At 63.3% G+C, this 26,029-nt stretch carries 23 protein-coding genes, 1 tRNA gene and 1 pseudogene; 14 read left to right on the top strand and 11 right to left on the bottom strand.

What is annotated here, in order from left to right; all coding sequences use genetic code 11:
* Window positions 1-78 precede the first annotated feature (78 nt).
* The 5 genes from G578_RS0101425 to G578_RS28045 all read left to right on the top strand — a co-directional run bounded on the left by G578_RS0101425 (window position 79) and on the right by G578_RS28045 (window position 2,655).
* Window positions 79-921, top strand: a complete 843-nt coding sequence (locus tag G578_RS0101425; RefSeq protein ID WP_028792734.1) for a phytanoyl-CoA dioxygenase family protein — start codon at window positions 79-81, stop codon at window positions 919-921.
* 136 nt (window positions 922-1,057) lie between these two features.
* Window positions 1,058-1,600 (top strand): cupin domain-containing protein, encoded by a 543-nt coding sequence (locus G578_RS0101420; protein ID WP_028792733.1) that lies wholly within the window; start codon window positions 1,058-1,060, stop codon window positions 1,598-1,600.
* A gap of 46 nt (window positions 1,601-1,646) precedes the next feature.
* Window positions 1,647-2,069, top strand: a complete 423-nt coding sequence (locus G578_RS0101415; RefSeq protein ID WP_028792732.1) for a Fur family transcriptional regulator — start codon at window positions 1,647-1,649, stop codon at window positions 2,067-2,069.
* 13 nt (window positions 2,070-2,082) lie between these two features.
* Window positions 2,083-2,283: a hypothetical protein gene (locus tag G578_RS29320; protein ID WP_139189204.1), complete on the top strand. Its 201-nt coding sequence runs from the start codon at window positions 2,083-2,085 to the stop codon at window positions 2,281-2,283.
* Between the two features lie 183 nt (window positions 2,284-2,466).
* The gene (locus G578_RS28045) at window positions 2,467-2,655 is read left to right on the top strand and encodes a hypothetical protein (protein ID WP_051243535.1); all 189 of its coding nucleotides are present in this window, start codon (window positions 2,467-2,469) and stop codon (window positions 2,653-2,655) included.
* Window positions 2,656-2,742: 87 nt separating this feature from the next.
* On the opposite strand, the gene G578_RS0101400 is transcribed toward G578_RS28045, so the two are convergent.
* The 3 genes from G578_RS0101400 to G578_RS24145 form a co-directional block, all read right to left on the bottom strand.
* Window positions 2,743-3,531 carry an SDR family NAD(P)-dependent oxidoreductase gene (locus G578_RS0101400; RefSeq protein ID WP_051243532.1) on the bottom strand — a complete coding sequence of 263 codons (789 nt, stop codon included), beginning with the start codon at window positions 3,529-3,531 and terminating at the stop codon, window positions 2,743-2,745.
* Window positions 3,524-4,810: a histidinol dehydrogenase gene (gene hisD, locus G578_RS0101395; protein WP_028792729.1), complete on the bottom strand. Its 1,287-nt coding sequence runs from the start codon at window positions 4,808-4,810 to the stop codon at window positions 3,524-3,526. Before hisD ends, G578_RS0101400 begins: the two co-directional genes overlap by 8 nt.
* Before the next feature lie 173 nt (window positions 4,811-4,983).
* Complete coding sequence (locus tag G578_RS24145) at window positions 4,984-5,901, bottom strand: LysR family transcriptional regulator (RefSeq protein ID WP_245565535.1); 918 nt, start codon at window positions 5,899-5,901, stop codon at window positions 4,984-4,986.
* 172 nt (window positions 5,902-6,073) lie between these two features.
* On the opposite strand from G578_RS24145, the gene G578_RS0101385 reads away from it, so the two are divergent.
* The gene (locus G578_RS0101385) at window positions 6,074-6,346 is read left to right on the top strand and encodes a hypothetical protein (protein ID WP_028792728.1); all 273 of its coding nucleotides are present in this window, start codon (window positions 6,074-6,076) and stop codon (window positions 6,344-6,346) included.
* Between the two features lie 125 nt (window positions 6,347-6,471).
* Here the strand turns inward: G578_RS0101385 and G578_RS0101380 are convergent, their stop codons facing one another.
* On the bottom strand, window positions 6,472-7,050 hold the full coding sequence (locus tag G578_RS0101380) for a helix-turn-helix domain-containing protein (RefSeq protein ID WP_038012999.1): 579 nt from the start codon (window positions 7,048-7,050) through the stop codon (window positions 6,472-6,474).
* A gap of 52 nt (window positions 7,051-7,102) precedes the next feature.
* On the opposite strand from G578_RS0101380, the gene G578_RS28040 reads away from it, so the two are divergent.
* The 4 genes from G578_RS28040 (at window position 7,103) to dsr1 (ending at window position 13,564) form a co-directional block, all read left to right on the top strand.
* The gene (locus G578_RS28040) at window positions 7,103-7,795 is read left to right on the top strand and encodes a hypothetical protein (protein ID WP_051243529.1); all 693 of its coding nucleotides are present in this window, start codon (window positions 7,103-7,105) and stop codon (window positions 7,793-7,795) included.
* Window positions 7,796-7,805: 10 nt separating this feature from the next.
* Window positions 7,806-8,951 carry a trans-sulfuration enzyme family protein gene (locus G578_RS0101370; RefSeq protein ID WP_028792726.1) on the top strand — a complete coding sequence of 382 codons (1,146 nt, stop codon included), beginning with the start codon at window positions 7,806-7,808 and terminating at the stop codon, window positions 8,949-8,951.
* A gap of 151 nt (window positions 8,952-9,102) precedes the next feature.
* Window positions 9,103-9,194, top strand: a tRNA-Ser gene (locus G578_RS0101365).
* Window positions 9,195-9,739: 545 nt separating this feature from the next.
* Window positions 9,740-13,564: an anti-phage defense-associated sirtuin Dsr1 gene (gene dsr1, locus G578_RS28895; RefSeq protein WP_084618644.1), complete on the top strand. Its 3,825-nt coding sequence runs from the start codon at window positions 9,740-9,742 to the stop codon at window positions 13,562-13,564.
* Between the two features lie 196 nt (window positions 13,565-13,760).
* On the opposite strand, the gene G578_RS24135 is transcribed toward dsr1, so the two are convergent.
* The 5 genes from G578_RS24135 to G578_RS0101330 all read right to left on the bottom strand — a co-directional run bounded on the left by G578_RS24135 (window position 13,761) and on the right by G578_RS0101330 (window position 18,217).
* A complete protein-coding gene (locus G578_RS24135) occupies window positions 13,761-15,260 on the bottom strand; it encodes a YfjI family protein (RefSeq protein ID WP_084618604.1) in 1,500 nt (499 codons plus the stop codon).
* Window positions 15,257-16,039 carry a DUF7146 domain-containing protein gene (locus tag G578_RS0101340; protein WP_211228830.1) on the bottom strand — a complete coding sequence of 261 codons (783 nt, stop codon included), beginning with the start codon at window positions 16,037-16,039 and terminating at the stop codon, window positions 15,257-15,259. Before G578_RS0101340 ends, G578_RS24135 begins: the two co-directional genes overlap by 4 nt.
* 95 nt (window positions 16,040-16,134) lie before the next feature.
* Window positions 16,135-16,434, bottom strand: coding sequence for a hypothetical protein (locus tag G578_RS29315; protein ID WP_156907163.1), 300 nt, complete (start codon window positions 16,432-16,434; stop codon window positions 16,135-16,137).
* A 3-nt stretch (window positions 16,435-16,437) separates the two neighbouring features.
* Window positions 16,438-16,623: a helix-turn-helix transcriptional regulator gene (locus G578_RS0101335; RefSeq protein WP_051243526.1), complete on the bottom strand. Its 186-nt coding sequence runs from the start codon at window positions 16,621-16,623 to the stop codon at window positions 16,438-16,440.
* A 340-nt stretch (window positions 16,624-16,963) separates the two neighbouring features.
* A complete protein-coding gene (locus G578_RS0101330; RefSeq protein WP_156907162.1) occupies window positions 16,964-18,217 on the bottom strand; it encodes a tyrosine-type recombinase/integrase in 1,254 nt (417 codons plus the stop codon).
* 299 nt (window positions 18,218-18,516) lie between these two features.
* Here G578_RS0101330 and G578_RS30090 point away from each other — a divergent pair.
* Window positions 18,517-19,214: pseudogene (locus G578_RS30090) on the top strand (IS3 family transposase); the annotation flags it as partial.
* A gap of 187 nt (window positions 19,215-19,401) precedes the next feature.
* Here the strand turns inward: G578_RS30090 and G578_RS0101315 are convergent.
* Window positions 19,402-20,217 (bottom strand): class I SAM-dependent methyltransferase, encoded by an 816-nt coding sequence (locus G578_RS0101315; protein WP_156907161.1) that lies wholly within the window; start codon window positions 20,215-20,217, stop codon window positions 19,402-19,404.
* 342 nt (window positions 20,218-20,559) lie between these two features.
* On the opposite strand from G578_RS0101315, the gene G578_RS0101310 reads away from it, so the two are divergent.
* Window positions 20,560-21,543 carry a calcium/sodium antiporter gene (locus G578_RS0101310; protein WP_028792719.1) on the top strand — a complete coding sequence of 328 codons (984 nt, stop codon included), beginning with the start codon at window positions 20,560-20,562 and terminating at the stop codon, window positions 21,541-21,543.
* Between the two features lie 302 nt (window positions 21,544-21,845).
* Window positions 21,846-23,168 (top strand): NAD(P)/FAD-dependent oxidoreductase, encoded by a 1,323-nt coding sequence (locus G578_RS0101305; RefSeq protein WP_028792718.1) that lies wholly within the window; start codon window positions 21,846-21,848, stop codon window positions 23,166-23,168.
* 21 nt (window positions 23,169-23,189) lie between these two features.
* Here G578_RS0101305 and G578_RS0101300 read toward each other — a convergent pair whose 3' ends face one another.
* Entirely contained in the window at window positions 23,190-23,840 is a 651-nt protein-coding gene (locus G578_RS0101300; protein ID WP_028792717.1) for a polysaccharide deacetylase family protein, read from the bottom strand.
* Between the two features lie 268 nt (window positions 23,841-24,108).
* Between G578_RS0101300 and G578_RS0101295 the strand changes: the two genes are divergently transcribed.
* Window positions 24,109-25,977, top strand: a complete 1,869-nt coding sequence (locus G578_RS0101295) for a dihydroxy-acid dehydratase domain-containing protein (protein ID WP_028792716.1) — start codon at window positions 24,109-24,111, stop codon at window positions 25,975-25,977.
* The last annotated feature ends 52 nt before the right edge of the window (window positions 25,978-26,029 follow it).

The raw sequence follows: 26,029 nt of genomic DNA, 5'->3' as shown, positions 1-26,029 counted from the left end.
ATCCGATCCGCATACTGGGCCAAAAGATGAACGCTGCTCAGGCGAGGCGGCGAGAGACATGCGACAAGGGAGAAGGCCATGGGCAAGATGCTCGATCAGGCGGCGATCGACCGCTATCACAGCGACGGCTACGCCTACCCGATCCGGGTGATGGACGCGGCGGACGCGGCGTCCTTCCGCCGGCGCTTCGAGGCCTACGAGACCGCCAATGGCGGCTGGTACGAGCTGTCCAAGGGCCAGAAGCTCTATCTTTTGCAGACCTGGGTCTCCGACCTGGTCCAGCACCCGAAGGTGCTCGACGCGGTGGAGGACGTGCTCGGACCCGACATCCTGTGCTGGGGCACCTCGCTGTTCGTGAAGGACGCGCAGAACCCGAGCTTCGTGTCCTGGCACCAGGACGCCACCTATTGGGGGCTGGACCGGCCGGACGTGGTCACCGCCTGGATCGCCCTGTCGCCGGCGACGTTGGAAAGCGGCTGCATGAAGGTGATCCCCGGCAGCCAGAAGTGGCAGCAGATCGAGCACCGGGACACCCTCGCCAAGGAGAACCTGCTGACCCGCGGCCAGGAGATGGCGGTCGAGGTGAACGAGGAGGAGTCGGTGGCCATGCCGTTGGCGCCGGGCGAGATGTCCCTGCACCACGTGCTGGTCGCCCATGCCAGCAAGCCGAACGAGAGCGACGACCGGCGCATCGGCGTCGCCATCCGCTATGTCGCCCCGCATGTGCGCCAGATCAACGGCGACAAGGATGCCGCCCTGCTGTGCCGGGGCAGCGACACCCATGGCAACTTCATCCACGAGACCCCGCCGGCCGCCGACATGGACGCCGCCGCCCGGGCCGAGCATGCCCGGATCATGGCCTTCCGCCAGGGCGTTCTCTACAAGGGCGTGGCCGGAAAACCGGCGCATACCGCGGTCTAGGAGCGCCGGGGAACCGGCCGTCTCGGCGACCCATAGGGATCCGCTATCGCACCCATTGCCTCAACTCTGTTGAGGCATGGCGCCGGTTGGCGTAGGGTTTGGGAAGCGATGCGGTTTTCCCTTCCAGGACGCTGAGATGGCCTATTCCTTTGAACAGTTCTGCCAGGACGCTCACGATGCGCTGTCGGCCGATTCCGGCCCGGCCGGCAGGGAGCGGATCCGCGCGCAGCTCGAGAAGCTGCTGCAGAACAAAGAATTCGTCGAGCAGACCTGCGGCCCCCAGGCCGAAATCGGAGTGCACCAGATCTATCGCGATCCGGACTTCGATTTCGTCGTGCTGGCCCATATCAACGACGCGCCGCGCCAGTCGCCGCCGCATGATCACGGCTCTTCCTGGGCGATCTACGGTCAGGCGACCAAGTATACCGACATGAGCGAGTACCGCCGTGTCGATGGCGGCGCGGGTGCCGGCGAGGCCTCGATCGAAAAAGTGAAGACCTACCGCCTGACGCCGGGCCATGCCGGCCTATATGACGTGGGCGCGATCCATGCGATCGACTATCCGGAGGGCGCGCGCTTCGTGCGCGTCACCGGCACCGACCTCGGCACCGTCGACCGGTTGAAGTTCGACATGAAGGCCGGCAAGGCCGAGGTTATCCAGAGTGTTGGGGCAGGCTGAGGACGGGCCAGTGGCGGTTCAGATTCCGGTAAAGGACACAGACGCCGTGGAAACGCGGATCGAGGATCTGTGTGCCAAGCGCGGGCTGCGCATGACCGAGCCACGCCGGGTGATCGCCCGCGTGCTGTCGGCGGCGGAGGATCATCCCGATGCCGAAGCGCTGTACGATCGGGTCAAGGAGGTCGATCCGACGATCTCCATGGCGACGATTTACCGCACGATGAAGCTGTTCGAGGAGATGGATATCGTCTCCAAGCGGGATTTCGGCGACGGCCGGGCCCGCTACGAGCCGCAATCCGGCCCGGAAGACCACCATCATCATATGATTGATGTTGAGACCGGCGAGGTTCTGGAGTTTTATAATCAGGAACTCGAAGACCTGAAGAAGCGGATCGCCCGCGACCTCGGCTTCGATCTTGTGGATCATCATCTGGAGCTGTTCGGCACCCGCCGGAAAAAGCAGCACTGAGTCGGAAGCCATCATGACGGACGTACGAGAGATCGTCGCCTGTAGCCCCAGTGCCGCCTGTCACCAGGCGGTTACACGTACCTACGCGCAGATGCGCGAGAACGGCGCCGATGAGCGCGTGGCCTTCGAGGCGGCGCAGAAGGTCTATACCTGGCATCATCCCGAGGTGCCGCGCGACCGGGTTCCCTACGTCATCGCCGACTGGCTGCCCTGAGCGGGGTTCCGTCCCGTCATCTTTGAATTATTAACCAAGCCGGCCGAAAGCCGGCTTTTCGGCGTTCAATGATGCGGGCACAGCAATGCTGCATTGCGGTATCTGCGCTGGAAGCGCGCCCGGACCCGACGCATCTTCCTGGGTAACACCTTCAAAGGTAACACCCCAGCGATGGAGATACCGGTGGCCACCTATCAGAGCTACTACAAGGTCAAGTATCACGACGAGTTCCAGGTCCGCTGGTCCGTCGAGCAGCAGCAGGCCGCCAGCGAGATGGCCGGCCGTCCGACCCACGCCGTGTCGGGCACCGTGGGTGCCGTCTATGGCGGGGTCATCGCCGGCACCGACGCGGACGCCGACCGCCGGGGCTGAGGCGGCAGTTAAGCCCGGGCGGCCCAATCGATGATACCCGTCATCCCGGCGTACGCCGGGGCGACGATATGCTGCTGGAGAATTGGGTCACCGCGCCGTCCAGCCGCCGTCGACCATCACCGACGACCCGGTCACGGACCCCGAGGCCGGCGAGATCAGGTAGAGCGTCGCCGCCGCAACGTCCTCCAGCTGCCCCAATTCTCCCAGCGCGAGCCGCGACAGGGTGTCGGCCTTGAACGCCGGATCCTCGAAGAACGGCCGTGTCAGCGGCGTCTCCACGAAGGTCGGGCAGACCGTGTTCACCCGGATTCCATGGCCGCCCAGGTCCCAGGCCATCGCCTTGGTCAAGCCCTCCACCGCGTGCTTGCCGGCGCAGTAGACCGTGCGGTTCGGCGCGCCCACATGGCCCATCTGGGACGACATGTTGACGATCGTCCCCTTGATGCCGGCGTCGATCATCGCCGTCACAACCGCCTGGGCGACGAAGAAGCAGGCCCGTACGTTCACGCCGAACAGCCGGTCATAGGTCTCCACCGAGACCTGGGTGAACGGCTCCGGCTGGTTCGAGCCGGCGTTGTTCACCAGCCCGTCCACCGGCCCGATCTCCTCGAGGGCCGCCCGCGTGCCCTCGATATCCGTGACGTCCTGCACCACCGTGTCGGCCGAGCCGCCCTGCGCCTCGATCTTCGCCTTCACCCGGTCCAGCGGTTCGGAGGAGCGGCTCAGCAGGATCACATGCGCCCCGGCCTCGGCGATCGCCTCGGCGCAGGCCGCCCCCAGCCCCTTGCCGGCGCCGGTGACCAGCACCCGCTTGCCGTCCAGGCGGAAGCGGTGGGCGACCCGGATCGGCCTGTCGTCGCCCGTCTGCTCAGGCATTCCTGCCTCCATAGCGGCGCACGCGGATATCGGCCTGCTCCTTGTGCCCGGCGAAGCCCTCCAGGGCGCAGAGCCGCGAGCAGACCTCGCCGACCTTGACGCTGGCCTCGTCCGTCAGCACCCGCTGGTAGGTGCAGGTCTTCATGAACTTGCCGACCCAAAGGCCGCCGGTGTAGCGCGCCGCCTTCATGGTCGGCAGCGTGTGGTTGGTGCCGATCACCTTGTCGCCATAGGAGACGTTGGTGCGCGGGCCGAGGAACAGGGCGCCGTAATTGGTCATGGTGTTCAGGAAATAGTCGTCGTCGGCGGTCATGATCTGCACGTGCTCGCTGGCGATCTCGTCGGCCACCTTGGCCATCTCGGCCAGATCCTCGCAGACGATCACCTGGCCGTAGTCGCGCCAGGCCTGTGCGGCGATCTCCGCCGTGGCGAGCGTCTTAAGCTGGCGCTCCACCTCGGCCATGGTATCGCGGGCCAGCTTCTCAGAATTGGTCACCAGGATCGCCGGAGAGGTCGGGCCGTGCTCGGCCTGTCCCAGCAGGTCGACGGCGCAGATCTCGCCGTCCACGGTCTCGTCGGCGACGATCAGGGTCTCGGTCGGCCCGGCGAACAGGTCGATGCCGACCCGGCCGAAGAGCTGGCGCTTGGCCTCGGCGACGAAGGCGTTGCCCGGCCCGACCAGCATGTCGACGCCGCCGATGGTCTCGGTGCCGAGCGCCATCGCGCCCACCGCCTGGATGCCGCCGATGCAGTAGATCTCGTCGGCCCCGCCGAGGTGCTGGGCGGCGACGATCGCCGGGTTCGGGCGGCCCTGATAGGGCGGGGCGCAGGTGATGATGCGCTTCACGCCGGCGACCTTGGCGGTCACCACGCTCATATGGGCCGACGCGACCAGCGGGTACTTGCCGCCGGGCACGTAGCAGCCGACCGCATTCACCGGGATGTTCTTATGGCCGAGCATGACGCCCGGCATGGTCTCCACCTCGATGTCCTGCAGGGCGGCCTTCTGGTGTTCGGCGAAGGTGCGGATCTGGGTCTGGGCGAAGCGGATGTCGTCGAGATCGGACGGATCGAGCTCGGCCAGGGCCTGCTCGATCTGCGCCTCGCTCAGCTTGAAGCTGTCGGGCGACCACTTGTCGAACTTCTCCGACAGCGCGCGTACGGCGGCGTCGCCGCGCTTGGCGATATCCGCCAGCGTCGCCTCGACGACGGCGCGCACCTTGGCGTCGTCCTCCTGGCGTTCCTCATCAGAGCGGGCGGTCTTCAGCCAGCGGGCCATCGTCGTCGTCCTCCACGGGTCTCGTTATGTCGTGGAGGACGGTGCCCCTGCAGCGCGGGGATTTCAACCGGCCATCTTGGCGGACGGAGCCGGCGTCTCTTTCCCCTTTTTCCCTTCCGTCACGTCCCGGCCTTGTGCCGGGCTGTGCGTTTGGAGAGGGTGTTCCCGAAACCTTACTCGGCGGCGTCCCGGCCGCGGGTGGCGGTGCGGTCGAGCCAGTAGGGGCGGGGGCCGTACATCTCCACCAGATAGTCGACGAAGGCGCGGACCTTGGGCGACAGGTGCCGGTTCGACGGGTAGACGGCGTAGATCGGCACGTCCTCGCTGACCAGGTCGTCGAGTACCGAGACCAGCCGGCCGTCCTGCACGTATTCGCCCGCCACATGGGCGGCAAGCATGGTCAGGCCGGCGCCGGACAGGGCCAGGGCCAGAATCGAATCCCCGTGATTGGTGGCGATGGTGCCGCGGGCGCGCACGATCTTCTCCTCGCCGTCGACGCGGAAGTGCCAGTCGTTGATCGGGCTGCCCGGCTGCAGGGTGATGAGCGCGTGGTCCGACAGGTCCTCCGGCTTGGCCGGCACGCCCCACTTCTCCAGATAGGTCGGCGAGGCGACCAGCTTGCGGTGGTTCGGGGCGAGCTTGCGCGCGATCAGCGAGCTGTCCTTGAGCTGGGCGATGCGGATGGCGAGATCGACGCCTTCCTCCACCAGATCGACCAGGCGGTCGGCCACCAGCAGCTGCACCTGCACCTCGGGGAAGCGGTCGAGGAAACCGGGCAGGTGCGGGGCGACATGGCGGTGCGCAAAGGTCGAGGGGGCCGTGATCTTCAGCAGCCCGCGCGGCGAGCTATGTGCCGTGGTCACCGCCGCCTCGGCCTCGTCCACATCGGCGAGGATCCGCTTGCATCGGTCGTAATAGGCGGAGCCGACCTCGGTCAGGCTCACCCGCCGCGTCGTGCGGTTCAGCAGCCGCACGCCGAGCCGGTCCTCCAGAGCGGAAAGCTGCTTGGAGACGACCGACGGCGACAGGTTCATGTGCCGTGCCGCCCCCGCCAGGCTGTTGTTCTCCACAACGGCCGCGAAAATCGACATTCCGGTCAGTACGTCCATAGCGGAACCATCCCCTTAACCGCCCAGAATTAATTCATCCGGAGCATGAATTCGGTGCCATCTTACTTGATTAAATACCCCCTGAAAAGTTTTACATCTCGGTCTCACAACGGCGCCGAGAGCATTTCCAGGCACCGGATTCACGGAGGTAGAGATGACCAGCATCGACTTGACGCATGTCCAGAGCGGCGCGGCAGCGGCCGGTGTGACCGAGGCTGCCGGGACCGACCGCTGGAGCACCGCCGCTATCCCGCCGAAGGTTATCGACCGGGCCGTCAGCCATGGCCGCCTGCTGCGGTCCCAGGCGATCGCAGCGATGACCCTGGGAATGGGCCGCTGGCTCTATGCCACGGCCCGGTCGGCGCTCGGCCGCCGCGCCACCACCAAGCTCGGCTGCGGCGACTGCGGCGACATGATGCGGGCCTGAGCGGCCCCGACGGGGCACCGGGCCCCAACGAACGATCGCGCGGCGTCATCCCTCGATGGCGCCGCTGCCGTTTCTGCCGTCGCCGGTTTCTGCCGTCGCCGGTTTCGCCATCACCGGTTTCGCTATCACCGCGGCCGCCGGACCATCATCGCCAGGACATACCGGCAGGGCGCCTCGCCATCGTTGCGGTAACCGTGGCGGCAGGCGCCGTCGTAATAGATCGAGTCGCCGGCCCCCAGCCGGTGGGTTTCCGCGTCCAGGGTCAGGGTCAGCGTCCCGGCCTCCACCATCAGATACTCGTGCGAGCCGGCCGGATGCGGGCCGTAGGTACCGGTATCGACCCCGGGCGGAATCGTGGTCTGCATCATCTCGAACTCGACGCCGGGAATGACCGGTGAGAGGATCCGCCGGGTCCAGTCGCCGGGTCCGGGGACCACGACCTGATCGCTCCGGCGCAGCACCACGGCGCGGGCCGGGCTTTCGTCCTCCACCAGCCGGGCGATGGAGGTGCCGAGGCCCGTGGCGATGCGGTGCAGCACCAGGACGGTCGCCGCCTTCTCGCCGCGTTCGACCGAAGACAGCATGCTGAGGCTGATCTCGGCCCGTCCGGCGAGCTCCGCCAGGGTCAGGGACTGGCCCTTGCGCATGGCCCGGATCCGCAGACCCAGGGCCGCCAGGTCGAGCGCCGGATCGTCTCTTGTCATTGATTCCTCATTAGTGGAATATATCATCACTATCGTGGAAATCGAGAGACGAATGCGCGGGCGCAAACCGAAATTCAGGCATGTGCGAGGGCGCGACACGGCGTTCCAGTCGCTGCTCGGCCACAATGGCGGCCCGCCGCTGCCGTCGCCGGCGAGCTGGAACGCGTTCTGCTGGCGCAAGGCGACCGCGAAGTCCCGCAGGGCGCCGTCGCGCGAGGTGCTGGCGATCCGCCTGCGCCGTGCCGCCGAGCTGGGCCTCGACTATCCCACCTATGCCGCCGTGCTGGCCCATGCCGGGGCCACGCCCCGGACGTTGATCGTGGTCCTGTCGCGCGCCGTGATCGCCTATGGCGCCTTCGGCCCGAGGATCGCCGCCGAGGGGAGCCTGGCGCTGCGGGAAGAGGTGGCGGAGAAGCTCGCCGGGCTGTCCCGCCCGGAGATCGTCCTGGTCGCCCCGGCCCCGACGGGCGGCCCGGCCCGCGGGGCGGTGGCCGACGCGCTGGCGGCCACTGTCCGGTCGGCCGGCTGGCGCACGGCGGCGTGCGGGATCCTTCCGGCCGGTGGGGGGCGGGAGACGGCGGAGGCGCTGGCCGCCCTGCTGGCCGATGCCGGCCTGCCGCCCGGCACCGCCCTGCTGATCGCCGATCCCGACGCGCATCAGGAAACCGTGACCCGCGCCCGTCTGGCGGGCCTTCTGTCGCCGCAGCGCTATTTCGCGCTGCCGCCCACGCCATCCACGCCTTGAGGATTGTTACATGAAGACCAACCGGCCGCTCGCCCCCGAGACCCTCGCCGCCCAGGCGCTCGGGTTCATCGACCCGGAGAACGGCGCCCTGGTGCCGCCGATCCACAGCGCCACCACCTTCGAGCGCCCGCCCGGCGGCATCGTCGGCCCCGGCTACAACTACACCCGCACCGACAACCCGACCTACGCCCAGGTCGAGGCGCTGCTGGCCCGGCTGGAGGGCGGGGAGGAGGCGCTGGTCCTGGCCTCCGGCATGTCGGCGGTGACGGCCCCCTTCCTGGCGCTGGGACCGGGCGACCATGTGGTGGTGCAGGACGTGCTGTACTGGGGCGTGCGCGCCTGGCTGAACGACTTCGCCACCCATTGGGGGTTGAAGGTCCAGTACGTGTCGGCCGGCGATCTGGACGCCCTGCGCGCCGCCATGCGGCCGGGCGAGACCAAGCTGGTCTGGGTAGAGACCCCGGCCAACCCGCTGTGGAACGTGGTCGACATCGCCGCGGCGGCGGAGATCGCCCATGCGGCCGGCGCCCGGCTGGCGGTGGATTCCACCGTCGCCACCCCGGTGCTGACCCGGCCGCTGGAGCATGGCGCCGACCTGGTCATGCATTCGGCGACCAAGTTCCTGAACGGCCATAGCGACGTGCTGGCCGGCGCGCTGATCACCGCCCGCGACGACGACTTCTGGCAGCGCATCCGCATGGTGCGCAAGGACCTGGGCATGGTGATCGGTCCGCAGGAGGCCTGGCTGCTGCTGCGCGGCATGCGCACCCTGCACATCCGCGTGCGCAAGGCCTGCGAGAACGCCCTGGCGATCGCCCAGGCGATGCAGGCCCATCCCAAGGTCACCCATGTGCTCTATCCGGGCCTGCCGGACCATCCGGGCCACGCGGTGGCGGCCCGGCAGATGCAGGGCGGGTTCAGCGGCATGCTGTCGATCCAGGTGGCCGGCGGCAAGGAGGCGGCTTTGGAGACCATGCGCCGGATGGCGGTGTTCACCAGCGCCACCTCGCTGGGCGGCACCGAGAGCTTGGCCGAGCACCGGCGCTCCACCGAGGGTCCGGACTCGCCGGTGCCGGACGACCTGATCCGTCTGGCGGTGGGCATCGAGGCGACGGAGGATCTGATCGAGGACCTGACCCAGGCGCTCGACTTCTGAGCGGCTCGCGAGGCGGCGGGAGGCGGGCTTCCGGCGCCCGTCCCTGTCCGGCCGATGCAGGACGCTTGACGGCGGCGGCCGGCGGCCCGTAGAAGGGGCGCGCATACGCCGTGCGGGGGCCGGGAAACCGTCCCCCGAACGCCCTCCCGGCGGAGGGGTGGCCGAGTGGCTGAAGGCGGCGGTTTGCTAAACCGTTATAGGGGGAAACCCCTATCGTGGGTTCGAATCCCATCCCCTCCGCCAACTTATTTTGTAACTAATTAAAAATATTGAGAATTTGGACTGGGACAGGCTTGTATCCCCCTGCTTGTCCCCTTGGCCTCACGGCCGTGCGCCTCGCCCCTTGCCGTAGCTAGCTCGCAAAAGTATGCGAGGAATTTCGAGATCGATCGCCTTGGGCTTCAATTCGCATCGTGCCAAATGTGTGCGGCGTCACTTGTCTCAAGCGTTCTGTCGATGGGTTACGCTGGGATGCAGCCAAGCGCTAGCGTTGGCAGGCTGGGTCATGAAGGTCACTAACGAGCTGGAGAACGGACGTCCGCATTTTTTCGCGATCGCAACCCGATCCACAGAACGCGTCCGGTATGCCCGATCTAGCTGAGCAGAACATCGCCCTGCGTCGGCTTGCTGACGATCTCCTCTGGTTTTGGACAAGCGGATAGCAGGTCATGTGAGATGTCGCAGGGATCGAAGCCGCGTAGCCAGGAACGGCCATCTTTTTCAATTCATCATAGAATATGATGGTTCGGTTCTTTATTCTGTAAAACAGTCTCGGAGGTACGCACACCTTGCAGTTTACGACTAATGGCCCGGATATTCCTGATGCGCTTCTGCAAGCGCACGAAGAGGGTCGCGTCGTTTTTTTCTGTGGCGCCGGTATTTCTTATCCAGCAGGCCTGCCCGGCTTTGAGGGGCTGGTGACGGAGATATACTCGTTGAACGGCACAACTCCTACGGCCATTGAGCAGGAGGCTTTGGACCGTAAGCAGTTTGACGCAGCGCTTGATCTCCTAGAGCGGCGCCTTCCAGGCCAACGTATGGCGGTTAGAAGTAAGCTGGCTGAGGTATTAGAGCCGAAGCTTCGCAGGAAAGGAGCAGTCGACACACATGTAGCCCTTCTTCGGCTTGCGCGGAGCCGAGAAGGATCAATGCGGTTGGTCACCACAAATTTCGATCGCGTCTTCCATGCGGCAGCAAGACGGACTCGCCAAACTCTCCAGACATACGCTGCGCCTATGCTCCCGATACCAAAAAGCAGCCGTTGGGATGGGGTGGTCTATCTCCATGGCCTACTGCCTCAGAAACCCGACGAAACGGCTCTCAATCGGCTAGTCATAACAAGTGGTGACTTCGGTCTTGCCTACCTTACAGAACGGTGGGCTGCACGGTTTGTCAGCGAACTGTTTCGAAACTATACGGTTTGTTTTGTAGGCTACAGTATCAACGACCCTGTGCTCCGATACATGATGGACGCGCTGGCCGCCGATCGGATGCTCGGCGAAGTCACGCCTGAAGCTTGGGCGTTAGGCGACTGTGCGCCGGCAAATCAGAAGCAAAAGACGATCGAGTGGGAAGCCAAAGGTGTCACGCCCATTCTCTATGATGTGCCCGCTGGAACTAATAACCATTCCATCCTGCATCAGACTCTCCAGGCTTGGGCGAATACCTATCGCGATGGCGTCCAAGGAAAAGAATCAATTGTCGTAAAACATGCGTTAGCACGACCGCAGAACAGCACACAGCAAGACGACTATGTTGGTCGAATGCTGTGGGCATTGTCGGACAAGTCCGGAATACCGGCGAAGCGGTTCGCAGATTTTAATCCCGTCCCCTCCTTGGATTGGTTGCTTGAAGCCTTCTCAGAGGACCGGTTTGGACATTTAGACTTGGTTCGTTTTGACGTGCCGCCTCGTGATGTTGTGGACGACACGTTAAGTTTCAGCCTGGTTAATCGACCAGTGCCATATGACCGCGCGCCCCCCATGGTGCTGGCCTTTGGCGGAATCGCCAGTAGCCATTGGGACGATGTGATGTCTCATCTAGCCCGATGGCTGACTCGTCACTTGGGCGATCCAAGGTTGATCCTTTGGATTGCGCAACGTGGAGGTCAACTCCACGACCGATGGGCATGGTTCATCGAAGATGCACTGAAGCAACTGACATCCCTAGAGCGTGACAACAAGCTGTCTGAACTGGATGAGATCCGTTCACAGGCACCAAATGCTATCCCTAGCCCTTTCATGAGGACTTTGTGGAACTTGCTGCTCAGCGGACGGCTAAAATCGCCGTGGCATGACCCAGATCTATTCCGCTGGAATGAGAGACTCAAGTTAGCGGGGTTATCTGCAACTCTTCGCTTAGAGTTACGAGAACTGATTTCTCCCAAGGTAGCGTTAAAGAAACCATTTCGATGGCTCGATGATAACGTAGAGGAGGATGTTGGAGATCAAAAGGACCAGCTTGTCGACTGGGAACTTGTGTTATCGGCTGATCATGTTCGCTCGGTCATCCCAGATACTGACGATGAGCATTGGAAGTCGGTCTTTCCCCACCTACTGGATGACTTTCAGCAACTACTACGTGATGCTTTGGATCTGGCGCGGGAGTTAGGTGGGGCTACTGATTTTCGTGATCGGTCATTTTGGGATCTGCCCTCCATTTCGCCGCATTGGCAGAATCGAGGATTTCATGACTGGGTGACTCTGATTGAACTATTGCGTGATGCTTGGCTGAGCGTGCTCACTAAGGATAACGAACGGGCAATTGGGATTGCCCTCGCATGGTTTGACTTTCCGTACCCTACTTTCAAGCGTTTAGCGTTATTTGCTGCCAGTCAGGAAAGCCGGATAGAGCCCGATCGCTGGGTGCGTTGGCTGTTAGCCGACGGCAGTTGGTGGTTGTGGGCCGTCGAAACGCAGCGTGAAGTCTATAGGTTAATCGTGTTGCGAGGGGGCGAACTTTCAGAAGATCAGCAGAAGCGTCTCGAGTCAGCGATCTTGGCTGGTCCGCCTCGCGAAATGTATTTGCCTGATCTGGCGGAAGATGAATGGCAAGATTTGGTGGATCGATCGGTTTGGCTGCATCTGTCCAAACTCAATGTGTCGGGGCTCGGACTGGGAGCGCTTGCAGAAGATCGGCTGAGGGAGCTTTCCGATGCCAATCCAAAATGGCAATTGGCAGCCGATGAGCGTGATGAATTTTCACATTGGATGAGCGGAACGGGCGACCCAGATTATGAAGACAGCCGTGATGTAGACATTGCTCCGCGAACACGTCGTGATCTCGTGGGTTGGCTGGCGAAACCCGTTCCTGAAGGACGAGTGTTCTACGAGGACACTTGGCGGGAGGTCTGCCGTACCCGTTTCTTCCACAGTTTTTTCGCTTTGTGTGATTTGGGTCAAGAAGGCGTGTGGCCGGTCGCAAGATGGCGTCAGGCTTTGCAGGCTTGGTCCGAAGAAGGGGGTGTTTTACGGTCCTGGCGCCACGCTGCTCCCTTGGTGCAGACAATGCCCGATCGAGAACTTCACGAGGTAGCTCACGCCGTTACCTGGTGGATGGAATCTGCGTCCAAGGTAACCGACCGTCACGATGACGTAATGCTCAACCTCAGTGGTCGTGTGTTGGCGATGCCACTTGATACAGCCACTGGTATCACACGGAACGGTCAGCCAATTGACCAACCTGTAACAGAAGCAATCAACCACCCGATTGGTCGGACTTTATTGTCCTTGATCAATATGTGGTTTAGGCAAGAGCCAAATGATAACGACCTCCTGCCAGATACAATCAAACCTGTCTTCACTAGCGTATGCGACCCAGGGGTGCATCGATACCGCCATGGGCGCGTTGTTCTTGCTTCGCGTTTAATCGCGCTCTTTCGAGTAGATCGCACGTGGACTGAGGAGAATATTCTACCTTTCTTTAAATGGAATAATCCTGAAGAGGCAAGATCTGTTTGGCAAGGATTTCTATGGTCCCCTCGATTATACGAACCGTTGCTTGGAGCTTTGAAGCTAGAATTTTTGGAATGCGCAAATCATTTTGACGATCTTGGGGAGTACGGTCAGCAGTATTCGGCTTTTTTGACTTATGCTGCATTAGGGCCAGTAGGCGACTACACAATTGAAGAATTTCGTTCTGCATTTGGTTCGCTGCCGCGAGAAGGACTCGAACATGCCGCAAGAGCGTTGTCACAGGCGATTGAAGGAGCAGCGGATCAACGCGAAGACTACTGGAGAAACCGCGCAAAACCATTCTGGCAACAGATCTGGCCTAAATCTCGCGATTTAGCGACATCAAGCATTTCTGAATCTTTGGTAAGGCTAGTTCTCTATACTGGTGATGAATTTCCTTCAGCCGTATTTGAAGTGAAAGACTGGCTTCAGGAAATAAGCCACCTTGCTTTTATTTTAAAGCTTTTGCGTGATTCTGGGAAGGGCTGTAGCTTTCCGCAAGAGACACTATTGTTGCTCGATTTAATCATAGGCGAGCAAGGGTGGATTGGGCGCGAATTGGGTGATTGCTTAGATCAGATGCTGCGAGCAGAACCTGTTCTCGAAGACGACCATCGTTACCATCGCCTTCGAGAACTCGCCCGGAGACGGCGAATGTAGTCTAGAGTGACTTTCGTTGCGTCATCTTCTGTCGCCTTCAGTGCTTTTGTGGTGATTTGACAGGGCCTATGGGTGACAGATCCGACTTAACCGACACAACTGCCTGACGGTCGCCCCGCCAGACCGTCACGTTCTGTCGGAAAAGTCGGTTTTGTCGAGGCTCCTGAAGATGAAGCTATATTTCGTCGCCGGATCGTCATTTTTGGTCTCGATGGAGAACGGGATTGACTTTGTAGACCCGACTGGGCCGTCCCCCTTGGGAGCCACTGCGCTCTTCAACCGCGCGGATGATCCAATTGGCCTCCAGGGTGCTGAGCACGGGGTTTAGTTCCCTCGCAGTGCCCAAACCCGCCCGGTCCAACCGCAGAACGTCCCTGGAGGTAAACCGGCTCCACCTCTTCTCCCGAAGCGTCTCCACCAACCTCAGAGCGGCTCTGTCATCCTGTGGAAGGGATGCGTCGCCGTATGCCCGGCGTGCCATCGGCAGGGCGTAGGCTTCCACAAGGCATGAAGCGCGCCTGAAATGGTGCGCGCTAATCTCGTGCGGCTCATCCGATTCTCCAGAAAGCCAGTCGAGATGCACCAGGATCAGCGCCAAGCGTGCCGCGAGCCCCGGCAGTTTGCCGATAAACGACAACACCAGCCCGTCGGCTCCATCTTCCCAACTGCGCACAGCGATGCGGAATGCATCGAGCAACTGACAAGCCTCTTCTGTGAATGGGAGGAGCCAAGGTCGCTGTTGGCCTTGATCGTCTGTTGCCAAACGCAGGCCATGCAGAAGCCGTAGGGCGTGCTCGATGAAGGGCTCATCTGGTCCGACCGCTGGTCGCTTGAGCGACGCTGCGTCGGGCCATATCGGCAGGAAGCGAGCGAGCAATCCGTCATCGTCAGATTTGATCAGGAGGCTTCGAAGCCGGTCAGGCTGGATTGATCCGGTAACTCCAACCGACAGCCGTTCGACATAGGCTGGATCGCGTCCGATGCGCTCCACACGGTAGCTGCGGCCACCATAGGCTTCGAGCCAGAATGGACGGTCGGAGCCACCGCCGGCATAGCGGGTCATGCCCAGAAGCCAGCCGGAGAGCTCATCCCGTGCCATCAAGGTACCGCGTGTCTGGTTCGCAAGAATGACACCCAATCGCTCGACCGTGCTGTCTGTGACGACTAGGCATGGTAAGTGCGGCTCCGGACCAAGGTGGGCCTCAGTCGGTTTGGGTGGTGCCTTTTTGCCCTGCTTCAGGGCCGCCTTCGCCCGCTCTTTCCAGGCGGCCTCAGCCAGCTTTGCGACTTCGTCGGCGTCGGCCCACGCTCGCAGGTCACGTTCCTTGTCTTGGCGTGCCTCTCGTTCCACCGCTTTCAATGGTGTCAGAACGGCGTCAAGCGCAGGCGACTTGTTGCTCGACGGAGCACCAATGAGCATTGTCCAGATGATCGGCGGTTCGCTCCATCCTGCCCAAGGCGAGACCCAGCGGCTGTTACCGATCGCAGCCCCAACGGTGGCTAGTAGGCCTCCCATGACGTAGTCTGGAGGTGCTGACTTCGCTTCGGCCGCGGCGCCGATCCAATGCGCCCACTTTGCGGTGAACACCTCCTCCAGTGGCAGCATAGGCGGCGGCGGAAGCGTCTCTCGCAGGAATCTCGGTGCCGGTTCCGGCCACTCTTCCTCAAGTTCGGTTGGTTGAGGCTGATAGTTCATGCTGCCACCGCCTTTCCCCTGAGAACGTCGTTCCAGTCCGTGCCGTTCGGTGCGGGTAGGAGGGACACGGACCAGCCGATTGCATACGCGCGGCGCGCAAGCTCACGCCCGGCATTCCAGCCTGTTGGGTCTCCGTCGATGGCGACGATCAGCTCACCGGGAGTTTGCGGCAGACGGAGATTGCGAAGGCCGCTGGCTCCAAGGGCCGCCCAGATGGAAGCGGGAAGATCCAGCAGGCCGCACCTCAGCGAGAGCGCGGTCTCGATGCCCTCTGCCACGACTAGGCGCGTGAACCCTGAGCAAAGCCGTACCGCCCCGCCCCGCATGCAGCCTAGCGAAAGCTTCGCCTCTACGTGGTCAGCCTTGGCGGTTCCATCTGGGGTCAGATAGGTGCGTTGGATTGCGAACCCATCGCCACCGTCCACACGCGCGACAATGGCGGGGAGGCTCTGCGAGTCCCTATGCCAGCAGGAATCCATGTAGCGGAGCGTGTCGGGCAGTGTGCAATCGATGCCCCGTCCATTCAGGTATGTTTCGCCGAGCGTCCCTGCTATTGGGCTAGCGGCGTTCCAAAGCTTCCACGCCATGCGTGAACGCTTCTTCATCGCGTCCGTCTCGACGGCACGGTGCCGACGAGCTTCGGCGGAACTGACCCGTGTATTCGAGCGCCGGTGCTCGATCAGCCCCTTCCGTCGCAAAGCGTCGACAACCTCCGTGAAACTGCACCCTGCATGGCAGTACATTAGCAGCCGCCCGTCGTCGGCATCGGTGAGGCTCAAGCTCGGTGTTCGGTCTTCATGAGCGGGACAGCAGGCGATGCCTCTTCGTCCATCCCAACGGCCATTGAGGGCGCGGGTGATTGATTGCGCCGCGCTCATTGCCGACCATCCCGCTTGAAATGCTCGGGAAGCTGCCGCAGCGAATGGTGCACAGACGCTCCGTACTCCCGGTGGAGCCGGATTAGGCCGGTTCGGCTCGCGCAATAGCCGAGCGTGTCCCATGCGGCTCCACCAACCGCAGAACGGCGACGCTGGCGCTGAAAAAGCCATTGGATGCCATAGCTGCAAACGGCTACCCGATAGCGGCCCAATCGGAAGAGCTCGCCCCGATAATCGTCGGCGGTTTCTCGGAAGTCGGTTTGGCGGCTTTTAATGTGATCGATAGCGACGGTCATCGTTTAAGCCTCCCGCACGTTACGGCTGGAGACCCAGGCTTCGATGTCGCTTGCACGCCAGCCAACGGCTCGCCGACCGAGCTTGATCGGCTTTGGGAAGGTGCCATCGGCCATCATGGCGTACAGGGTGGAGCAGGAGAGCCCGACCAGGGCTTCAACGTCCGGTCTGCGAAGAATGCGTTCGCTCATTGAACACCGCCTTATGTCTGTCCCGATCGATCTTTGACAGGGACCGTTGGCGGCAGTTTTGAGGGGATCGGGGATCGCTCTGTTGATCCTGATTACCCCGTCGGCTCCGGTGTAGCTGCACCAGGACCGACACGTGGTTAGGACTGCCGGTAACCACCGCGCAGATCCCTTTTCTGCTGAAGAGATCCGGCAAGTCGATGGCAGCAGCAGGCGGGATATTTATATTATATATAGAGTGGTTATGGCTGTTTCAGGGGGATTATATACATAACAAAACGCGTGGTTCTGAATTATTCCGGTTGTGCGGTTCTCGCTTACGGCCTCATCAATCTGAAACACCTTATTGAGTTGAAGAAGCCGCTCCGCGATTTTCGAGGAAGTCGCTCCAATCCTCCAACATTTGCCTACGCTTGATCAGCAAGTCCGTCCTTCGATATGCGCGCTCGACGTTGGTGCCAACCGTGTGCGCCAGGGCAAGTTCGGCTTGAATATGATCGTAGCCTCGCTCCGCCGCCCAATCCCGGAAAGTCGAACGCAGGCCGTGAGGTACGGCCGGGCGTCCTGACTGCTCATCCCGATATCCAGGTCGTCCTTCCGCTTCCTCGTTGTCCTGCATGCGGCGCATGACCGCTGATAGGGTCATGTCGGAAAGCTTACCTCCCCGTGGAGCCGGAAAGACGAAATCCGATCCTTCGATGCGCGGCACTTCACGGAGAATCTGGACCGCTGCGTCAGGTAGCGGCACTCGGTGCTCACGCTGTCCCTTCATTCGCTCTGCCGGAATGATCCAAAGTGCCTCATCCAGATCGACTTCATCCCATGTCATGCCGCGCACTTCACCGGAGCGCGCAGCTGTAAGACAGGCGAAGCGCAATGCCATGGCGGCAATGCCTGTGCGTGACCGCAATGCGCCCCACCATGTCGGTGCGCCCTTGATCGAGAGCGCTGGGTGGTGCTTCGTCTTGGTGATCCTCGCGGGTTTCGGCAATACCTCGGACAAGTTGCCCTTGTACCGTGCCGGGTTTTCGCCCTCCCGTTGCTCGGTCACGGTCGCCCAATCCAAGATCTTCTCGATGCGTCCTCGAAGACGCTGCGCTGTCTCCGTCTTCTCAAGCCATATCGGCTCTAGAACTTTCTGAACGTGCTGCATCGTTATTTCGTCTAGCGGCACATTGCGCAATTTCGGAATGGCGTAAGCGTCCAGCGATGAGCGCCACTGTTTGCGGTGCTTCTCGTTACGGAACTCTTTCAGCTTGACCTCAAGATAGCGTTCCATCGCATCGGAGAAGGTCATGGCCTTCTGCGACTTCCGCTTCTCCGCAAGTGGGTCCAAACCCTGGCGAACGCGCCGTTTATTCTCCAGCGCTTCGTCGCGGGCCATCGCCAGTGTGACAGTTGGGCAGGAACCCAATCCAATTTCACGTCGCTTGGAGCCGAAAGTGATCCGCTGAACCCACTGTTTGCGGCCCTTTGGATCGATACGGAGAAATAGGCCGTTCCCACGACCGTCGTGGTACTTCCCCGGTTCCTTTATGTTGGCGACGAAGAGCGCCGTGAGCCCTGTCGGACGAGCTATGACTGGTTTTTGTGACAATTCTTATCCTCCTTTTTATCCCCCTCATAGTGGCGAAAGTCACTGGAACTCACAAGAGGATAGGGGAACAATATTCTCAGAAAATATATAAATAATAAATAGTTATAGGAATATGAAGGATTGGATCGGAACTCATAATGGCGGCCATCCCCTCCGCCAATTCCCTTTGAAATCATACGATCTTATATCGCGGGTGGCACACGCTCCCATTATCGCTCCCCGACATCGAAAACAGAGGTGGCCCCCGAAATCCGGACAGCCGGTTCAGCTGTTCCCGTCGATGAGAAGGACGGGATTGGATGGGCAAGGTCACTCGCAGGCGATACACGCCTGATTTCAAGGCGAAGGTGGCCCTGGAGGCGATCCGGGGCGAGTTGACGCTGGCCGGGTTGTCGGCGAAGCACGGGATCCACCAGACGATGATCGTGGCCTGGAAGAAGCAGGCGATCGAGGGCATGGCCGGGACGTTCTCTGGCATGGCCGAGGCCGTGCAGGCGACGAGCGATGCGGAGCTGACGAAGCTGCACGCCAAGATCGGCCAACTGGTGATCGAGAAGGATTTTTTATCGAAAGCCTTCGGTCGATGAGCGTCGACCGGAGACGCCTGATGATCGATCCAGCGCATCCGCATTTGTCGATCGTGCGGCAATGCGGGTTGGTGTCGATCGGCCGCTCGACGTTCTACTACGCGCCGACCGGTGAGACGCCGCTGAATCTGGCATTGATGCGGCTGATCGACGAGCAGTTCCTGGAGACGCCGTTCTATGGTGCCCGCCAGATGGCGCGGCACCTGCCGCGCCGGGGCTATGTCGTCGGCCGCAAGCGCGTTCGACGCCTGATGGCGAAGATGGTGCTCGCGGCGATCTACCAGAAGCCCAGGACAAGCGAGCCGCATCCGGCACATCGGACCTACAAGTATCTGCTCCGGCACCTGACGATCGACCGGCCGAACCACGTATGGTGCGCCGACATCACCTACATCGCGATGCGCCCCGGCAACGGGAAGCAGCAGACTGGCGGCATGAACAACACCCGGGAATAGCTTAATCAAACCGCCAAACTGTCCGAACGACAGGGACCATCTCTAGACCGCCGCCCCCCCTTTTCTTCTGCTAAAGGGCGCCAAAAAAAGTTTCAGACTAGCCGAGTGTTTCGGAGGATCAGAGGTGGTCGAAGTGGCACCCCTAAAGCAGGAGCAGACCTTGTCCGGTCGGCAACTCAATCACCCGGTGCTCTGTATCTGCCAGCGCTTGGTCTATGGCCTTCTTCTGGTTTGAAAGCCCTTGCCAGCCGTAGTCATCGAAGACGATTGCCGAACCGAAGGTCATACGGGGCAGAAGCCATTCGAGGGCTCCGACCTCGGCCCCCGCATTGTTCAGATCGATATGCGCGAAACAGACTACGCTGGGGCCATCTATCAGCGATTCAGGGACTAAACCGGCGACAATGCGAACATCTTCTCGCGCCTCAAATCTTCCCCTGACCACTGCCTCCAGACCGTCGATGTGGTACGCTAGCTTGAGATGCGCATCGCCGGGGTTATGACCGAACAGATCGTAGAGCCAGTAACGCTTCCCGGTCATGTCAACCGCACCTAACACCCGTGCTGCCGTGTCTCCTCGATAGCAGCCGATTTCCATCAGGTCGCCATCCAAGCGCGCACAGCGCCGTGCAAGATTCTCGATAATATACGTTCGCCATGCGATCCGAACGTCGGCCCTGCTAGGGGATTCAGGCATCTCATCCAGGAACCCCATATTTCGGCCCCAGGCAATCATGTCGTCGCCGTGGTAAAACGACATCGCTGGAGAGAGACTTTGGCGGATTAGATCAATCCCCCTTTGGAACAGGGCCTCATCTTTTACCAGCGCATGAAGGCCTTTAAATGCCCGCCCTGGAAGACGTCCCTTTGAAGATACAATCCGCCGCTTTCCCTGCATCGTCTCATTATATCGCCGGCGTTCGAGATGGAGCAAGCACGCGTGGCTTCCGGTGGTCATCCGCCCCGCAAGCTGTCCACACGCATCCACGGCTATCCGGGCCGCGTTGATGGGTTGTATGATGGGTACTTGTCCTGAATCGATCTGTAGTGCGCAGAAATGCTAAACATTGGTCGGACATCCTCTCCGCCAATTCTCACACCACCCCCAACAGCCCGCTCTCTCTTTTGCCCGCCGTGCTCCCGATCGCGGAGGGTTCCGCCGCCGTGCACCGCCGGGGCTCTGTGCATTAAAGCGGATCGTCGGACGCGCCGTCCCATTCTCTGCCGGCGGGCGGCTCCCCATATGGGGGCATCGACGCTCGGCGGAGGCCGGGTGCGGGTGCCGGGGGATTGATTCATCGTGCTTGAAATCTGGATGCCGCTGTTCGGCGGCCTGGTGCTGCTGATCGTTGGCGGCGAGCTGCTGGTGCGCGGAGCCGTTCAGGTCGCCACCCGCCTGGGCGTCTCGCCGCTCGTCATCGGCCTGACGCTGGTCGGGTTCGGAACCTCCATGCCGGAGCTGGTCACCTCGCTGCAGGCCGGGCTCGCCGGAGCGCCCGGGATCGCCTACGGCAATATCGTCGGCTCCAACATCTCCAACATCCTGCTGATCGTCGGCATCGCCGCCCTGGTCTGCCCGATCGCGGTGCAGTCGGGCGCCCTGAAGCGCGACGGCGGCGTGATGGTGGCCGTGGTCGCGGTCTTCGCCGGGCTGTCCGCGCTGATGCCGATGGGGACGGGGATCGGAGCGGCCTTCCTGGCGGCCCTGGCCGGCTATATCTACCTCGCCTTCCGCCAGGAGCGGGTCGCCGTGCCGGATGGACATGGCGCCGTCTACGACAAGAGCGCGGCCCTGCAGGACGCCGATCCCGGCGCGTCGCCCGGGGCCGGGCCGGGCGGATCGCTGGTGCTGTCGCTGGCGACCGCCGGCCTCGGCCTGGGGCTGGTGGTGCTGGGCGGCCATTTCCTGGTCGACGGCGCGGTGTCCCTCGCGCGCGACCTTGAGATCTCGGAGACGGTGATCGGGCTGACCATCGTGGCGATCGGGACGTCGATGCCGGAACTCGTCACCTCCGTCATGGCCGGCATCCGGCGGCAGAGCGACGTGGCGTTCGGCAATATCGTCGGCTCGAACATCTACAACATTCTCGGGATCGGCGGCATGACCGCCCTGGTCGCGCCCGGCACGGTGCCGGCCGAGATCGTCGGCTTCGACAACCTGGTGATGGTCGGCGTGTCCGTGCTGATGATGGTCTTCGCCTATACCGGACTGCGGATCGGTCGCCGGGAGGGCGCGTTGCTGCTGGCGGGATACGGGGGCTATCTCTACGCGATCTGGCCGTAGAAGGGACCGGCCTGAGCGGGGTGCCCCGGCGGGGCGATGCTCCGGCGTTGTGCGGTGCGAAAACCAGGTGAGAAGTCGCGGCCGTCCCGCTAGAGCAGATCGTGCGGTGACGGGATCACTCCGTGATCGCGTCAACGTGCGTGAATCTGCTCTATCTGATTGTTTCAGAGACAAATTCACCGACCATATTGAATCATGAAATGATTCAATATGGTCGGATTTGGCTCTAGCCTGACGTGCTGCGGACCGGTTCCGCAGTCCCGCCTCCCGCGCTCCGCCGCCCGCCACCCACGGAGATCCGCATGCCCGCGCCGATCGTTCGCATCGAGACGTCCGATATCCTGCCGCAGGAGGCTGATGTCGTCGTCATCGGCGGCGGCATCATCGGTGCCTGCACCGCCTATTATTTGGCCCGGCGCGGCGTGAAGGTGGTGCTGCTGGAGAAGGGGCAGATCGGCGCCGAGCAGTCGAGCCGGAACTGGGGCTGGTGCCGGCAGCAGAACCGCGACGCCCGCGAGCTGCCGCTGGCCACCCGCAGTCTGGCGCTGTGGGACGCGCTGCCCGGGGAGATCGGCGAGGATGTGGGTTTCCGCCGCTGCGGGCTGACCTATCTGACCGATGATGAGGAGCAACTCGCCACCTGGAGCGCTTGGTGCGATTTCGCCAGGGGGCAGGGGGTTGAGACACACGTGTTGTCCGGTGCCGCACTGGCGCAGCGCGGCGGCGTCACCGGCAAGACCTGGCTGGGTGGGGTGTGGTCGCCCGGCGACGGCACCGCCGACCCGTCGCGGGCGGCCCCGATGTTCGCCAAAGGGGTTGAGAAGTTCGGCGGCACGGTGGTGCAGACCTGTGCCGCGCGCGGGCTGGAGGCTCATGCCGGTCGGGTCGGCGCCGTGATCACCGAGAAGGGGGTGATCCGCACACCGCAGGTCGTCATGGCCGGTGGCGCCTGGGCCTCGTCCTTCTGCCGCCAGCACGGCATCCGCTTCCCGCAGGCGACCGTCCGTTCGACCGTGGTGTCGGTCGCCGGGGCGACGGACATTCCCGATGCGGTCTTCACCCCGGACAGCGCGATCACCCGCCGCGCCGACGGCACCGTTACCCTGGCGATCGGCGGTCGGGGCGAGCTCGATCCGACCCTGCAGACCCTGCGCTTCGCCGGTCCCTTCATGCCGATGTGGCTGAAGCGCCGGAAGTCGGTTTCGCCGGGCAGTCTCCAAGGTATGTGCTGGGGCCACGAGACCATGGTGCGCTGGGTGATGGACCAGCCGACGCCGATGGAGAAGGCGCGGATCCTCGACCCGAAGCCTTCGAGTCGGGTGACGAACGAGACCCTGGCGCGGGCCCGCAGGGTGATGCCGGGGCTGCGCGACGCCACCATCGCCCAGAGCTGGGCCGGCTATATCGACAGCACGCCCGACGGGGTGCCGGTGATCGGCGAGGTGCCGGGCCTGCCGGGCTGCCTCCTGGCGGCCGGGTTCAGCGGCCATGGCTTCGGCATCGGCCCGGGCACCGGCTACATGATCGCCGACATGGTCACTGGGACGCCGAGCTACGTGGACACCGACCAGTACCGGCTGTCGCGCTTCGACACCGGGGCGTGGGGCAAGGTGGCGGAGTTCTGATCGGCTCGTAACTCGGGCCGATCAGGCCGCGTCCGACATGTAGGGCTCCACCGGGGCGGCGATCCGGCCGTCGCGGATCGGTACGCAGGCATCCGGGAAGTCCTGGCGGAACCGGGCGCCGAGCGCCGTGGCCTTGTCCAGGAACTCCTCCAGCCGGTCCATCGCCCCGGTGGGCAGGTCGTGCAGCACGATCAGGGTCCAGGGCTGCGCCTTGCACTGGGCCAGCGCGGTCTCCACCCAGCCCTCCGGATCGGCCCAGTCGCGCGGGATCGCGTTCCACAGCACGCAGGAATAGCCCTCGCCGGTCAGGTGGTCGACGACCGAGCGCCGCAGCAGACGCCCGTCCAGATTGCCGCCGCCGCCGAACGGCCGGAACAGCCGGGTCTCTGCCCCGGTGTCGCGCAGCGCGCGGTCGGTTCTGGCGATCTCCGCCTCGACCACGTCGGGATCCAGGTTCTCGCCGAGCGGAATGGTGTGGGTATAGGTGTGGTTGCCGATCCGGTGTCCGTCGGCGAGCGCGGCGCGGACCAGGCCGGGCCCGTCCGGATGCTCCAGCTTTCGGCCGACCACGAAGAAGGTCGCCTTCAGGCCGCGCGCCCGCAGGATGTCGAGGACGCGGGGCGTGACCTCCGGATCCGGGCCGTTGTCGAAGGTGAGGGTGAGATCGAACATGGGGCATCCGTTTGTGGCGGCTGTCCCCTTACTTTCCCGCCGACCGCCGCACGGCACAACACCCCGATCGGCAAAACGGCCGCGCGCCGATGGACGCCGGCGCAAAGGCGTCCCGCGCCGACCTCATATTGACAACGCTTTCCAGGGGTTCCACTCCTTGGCCGGATACCGCGCCATGCACTACCATCCGGGCCGGATCGGGGGCGGCGCCGCCAAGGGGCCGCAAACCGGAAAACCGACCGTCTCGTGCCGACCAGAGGGAACGCCTGTGAAAAACTCAAGAACCGTCCTGATCGACCGCCACCCGGGCCGCTCGGCCCAGACCATCGGGCTCGCCCGCGAGCTCGGCACCGACCCGGAGCTGATCCACGAGCCGTCCGTCGGCGTGGTCGGGACCAAGGGCGACAGCCAGTGCTATCTCGGCGTCCAGGCGAAGGTCGAGGCGATCCACCAGACCCTGAAGAGCCATGTCGGCTCCGAGGCCGACAAGCTGCGCCTGCGCCTCGTGCAGCCGGAATACACCATCGCCACCTCCGACGGCATCCGCAACGGCACCCGCGAGATGCGCTACTCGCTGATCGGCCGCGAAGTCACCCATGACGCGCTGTGCGAGCATCTGGAGGCCACGGGCCTGGCCGGCACCATCGCCGTCGTCGCCTGCGACAAGCCGCCGGTCGGCACGCTCGCGGCGATCCTGGAGCACAACCAGCCGGCCATCATCATGTCCGACGGGCCGATCCGTCCGGGCCACGATCCGAACACCGGCGAGGCGCTGGACATCGTCAGCGCCTACCAGGTCGCCGGCAATCCGGACGCCGAGTTCCGCCACCACATCTCCTGCCACGCCTGCCCGGGCTTCGGCAGCTGCGGCGGCATGTTCACCTACAACACGATGCAGACCTTCATCGGCGTGGTCGGCCTGCAGCCGCTGGAGATGGTCGCCCCGCCGTCGGACGATGCGCGCCGCCTGACCGAGTTCCCCGAGGTGCTGGTCAAGCACCTGGCGAACATGATCGAGAAGGATCTGAAGCCGCGCGACATCGTGGTGCGCGACAGCCTGCGCAACGCCATGATCGTGTCCATGGCGATCGGCGGCTCGACCAACGTCACCCTGCACGCGCCGGAGATCGCGCGGGCGGCCGGCTATGGCGATTTCTGGAAGGAGATCATCACGCCGGAGGAGTTCAACCACCTGTCCCAGCACGTGGTGCCGGTGCTGACCGACGCGCGGCCCTACGGCCAGTATTCGATGGTCGATATCGACGCGGTCGGCGGCGTGCAGGTGATCGTGCGCGAGCTGCTGGAGGCCGGGCTGCTGAACGGCGACGTGCTGACCTGCACCGGCGAGACCCTGGCCGAGCAGGTCGAGCGCCTGGAAACCAAGAAGGTGGACGGCAAGGTCATCTACCCGGTCGAAAATCCGTACAAGCCGACCGGTGGGCTGCGGGTGCTGGGCGGCAACCTGTCCCCGGACTTCTCCGCCATCCTGAAGCTCGCCGGCGTCGAGGTCGGGCTGGAGAACAACAAGTTCGTCGGCAAGGCGCGGGTGTTCGAGGGCGAGGCCGGCCTGCTCAAGGCGCTGGACGAGACCCCGGACAGCTTCGAGAACAACGACATGATCATCGTGCGCTACGAGGGTCCGAGCGGCGCGCCGGGCATGCCGGAGATGCTGGACCCGACCTCGCGCATCACCACCCTGTGCCGCGAGCGGGGCATCGCGGTCGGCCTGATGACCGACGCCCGCTTCTCCGGCGGCTCGGTGGGGCTGGTGATCGGCCATGTCGGTCCGGAAGCCGCGCTCGGCGGTCCGATCGCGCTGATCGAGGACGGGGACGAGATCGTCGCCGACCTCAACACCAACGAGCTGTCCTGCACCGCCCTGAACGACAAGGCGACGCGGGAGGCCCGTCAGGCGAAGTGGGACAAGGAGGTCGCCGACAATGGCGGCATCCACCCGAACTGCGGCATCGCCGATACCCGCCTGCTGCACCGCGCCCGCCACACGGCGGTGCCGGCGACCCGCGGCGGCGGCCTGCACCCGAACCGAGAGGTCTGGGTGCGCGACCCGCGCAATGCCGACCGCTCCGGCTTCTCGCCGAAGAACAGGTACCGGCCGCAAACCGACAAGACGTTCTGACCGACAGGACGTTCGGACCGACAGGGCACTCCCGCCCACAGGACGTTCTGGC

This window comes from Thalassobaculum salexigens DSM 19539 (assembly GCF_000423805.1).
GTDB classification, from domain to species: Bacteria; Pseudomonadota; Alphaproteobacteria; order Thalassobaculales; family Thalassobaculaceae; genus Thalassobaculum; species Thalassobaculum litoreum.
Note: the sequence above shows the minus strand (reverse complement) of the source record. Positions and strands in the feature narration are given on the sequence as shown.

Excerpts from the sequence above, each read along its gene's own strand:
- G578_RS0101425 (WP_028792734.1), top strand. The coding sequence starts at position 79 with ATGGGCAAGATGCTCGATCAGGCGGCGATCGACCGCTATCACAGCGAC.
- G578_RS0101420 (WP_028792733.1), top strand. The coding sequence starts at position 1,058 with ATGGCCTATTCCTTTGAACAGTTCTGCCAGGACGCTCACGATGCGCTG.
- G578_RS29320 (WP_139189204.1), top strand. The coding sequence starts at position 2,083 with ATGACGGACGTACGAGAGATCGTCGCCTGTAGCCCCAGTGCCGCCTGT.
- G578_RS0101400 (WP_051243532.1), bottom strand. The coding sequence starts at position 3,531 with ATGCCTGAGCAGACGGGCGACGACAGGCCGATCCGGGTCGCCCACCGC.
- hisD (WP_028792729.1), bottom strand. The coding sequence starts at position 4,810 with ATGGCCCGCTGGCTGAAGACCGCCCGCTCTGATGAGGAACGCCAGGAG.
- G578_RS24145 (WP_245565535.1), bottom strand. The coding sequence starts at position 5,901 with ATGTCGATTTTCGCGGCCGTTGTGGAGAACAACAGCCTGGCGGGGGCG.
- G578_RS0101385 (WP_028792728.1), top strand. The coding sequence starts at position 6,074 with ATGACCAGCATCGACTTGACGCATGTCCAGAGCGGCGCGGCAGCGGCC.
- G578_RS0101380 (WP_038012999.1), bottom strand. The coding sequence starts at position 7,050 with ATGACAAGAGACGATCCGGCGCTCGACCTGGCGGCCCTGGGTCTGCGG.
- G578_RS28040 (WP_051243529.1), top strand. The coding sequence starts at position 7,103 with ATGCGCGGGCGCAAACCGAAATTCAGGCATGTGCGAGGGCGCGACACG.
- G578_RS0101370 (WP_028792726.1), top strand. The coding sequence starts at position 7,806 with ATGAAGACCAACCGGCCGCTCGCCCCCGAGACCCTCGCCGCCCAGGCG.
- G578_RS24135 (WP_084618604.1), bottom strand. The coding sequence starts at position 15,260 with ATGAACTATCAGCCTCAACCAACCGAACTTGAGGAAGAGTGGCCGGAA.
- G578_RS29315 (WP_156907163.1), bottom strand. The coding sequence starts at position 16,434 with ATGACCGTCGCTATCGATCACATTAAAAGCCGCCAAACCGACTTCCGA.
- G578_RS0101335 (WP_051243526.1), bottom strand. The coding sequence starts at position 16,623 with ATGAGCGAACGCATTCTTCGCAGACCGGACGTTGAAGCCCTGGTCGGG.
- G578_RS0101315 (WP_156907161.1), bottom strand. The coding sequence starts at position 20,217 with ATGACCACCGGAAGCCACGCGTGCTTGCTCCATCTCGAACGCCGGCGA.
- G578_RS0101305 (WP_028792718.1), top strand. The coding sequence starts at position 21,846 with ATGCCCGCGCCGATCGTTCGCATCGAGACGTCCGATATCCTGCCGCAG.
- G578_RS0101300 (WP_028792717.1), bottom strand. The coding sequence starts at position 23,840 with ATGTTCGATCTCACCCTCACCTTCGACAACGGCCCGGATCCGGAGGTC.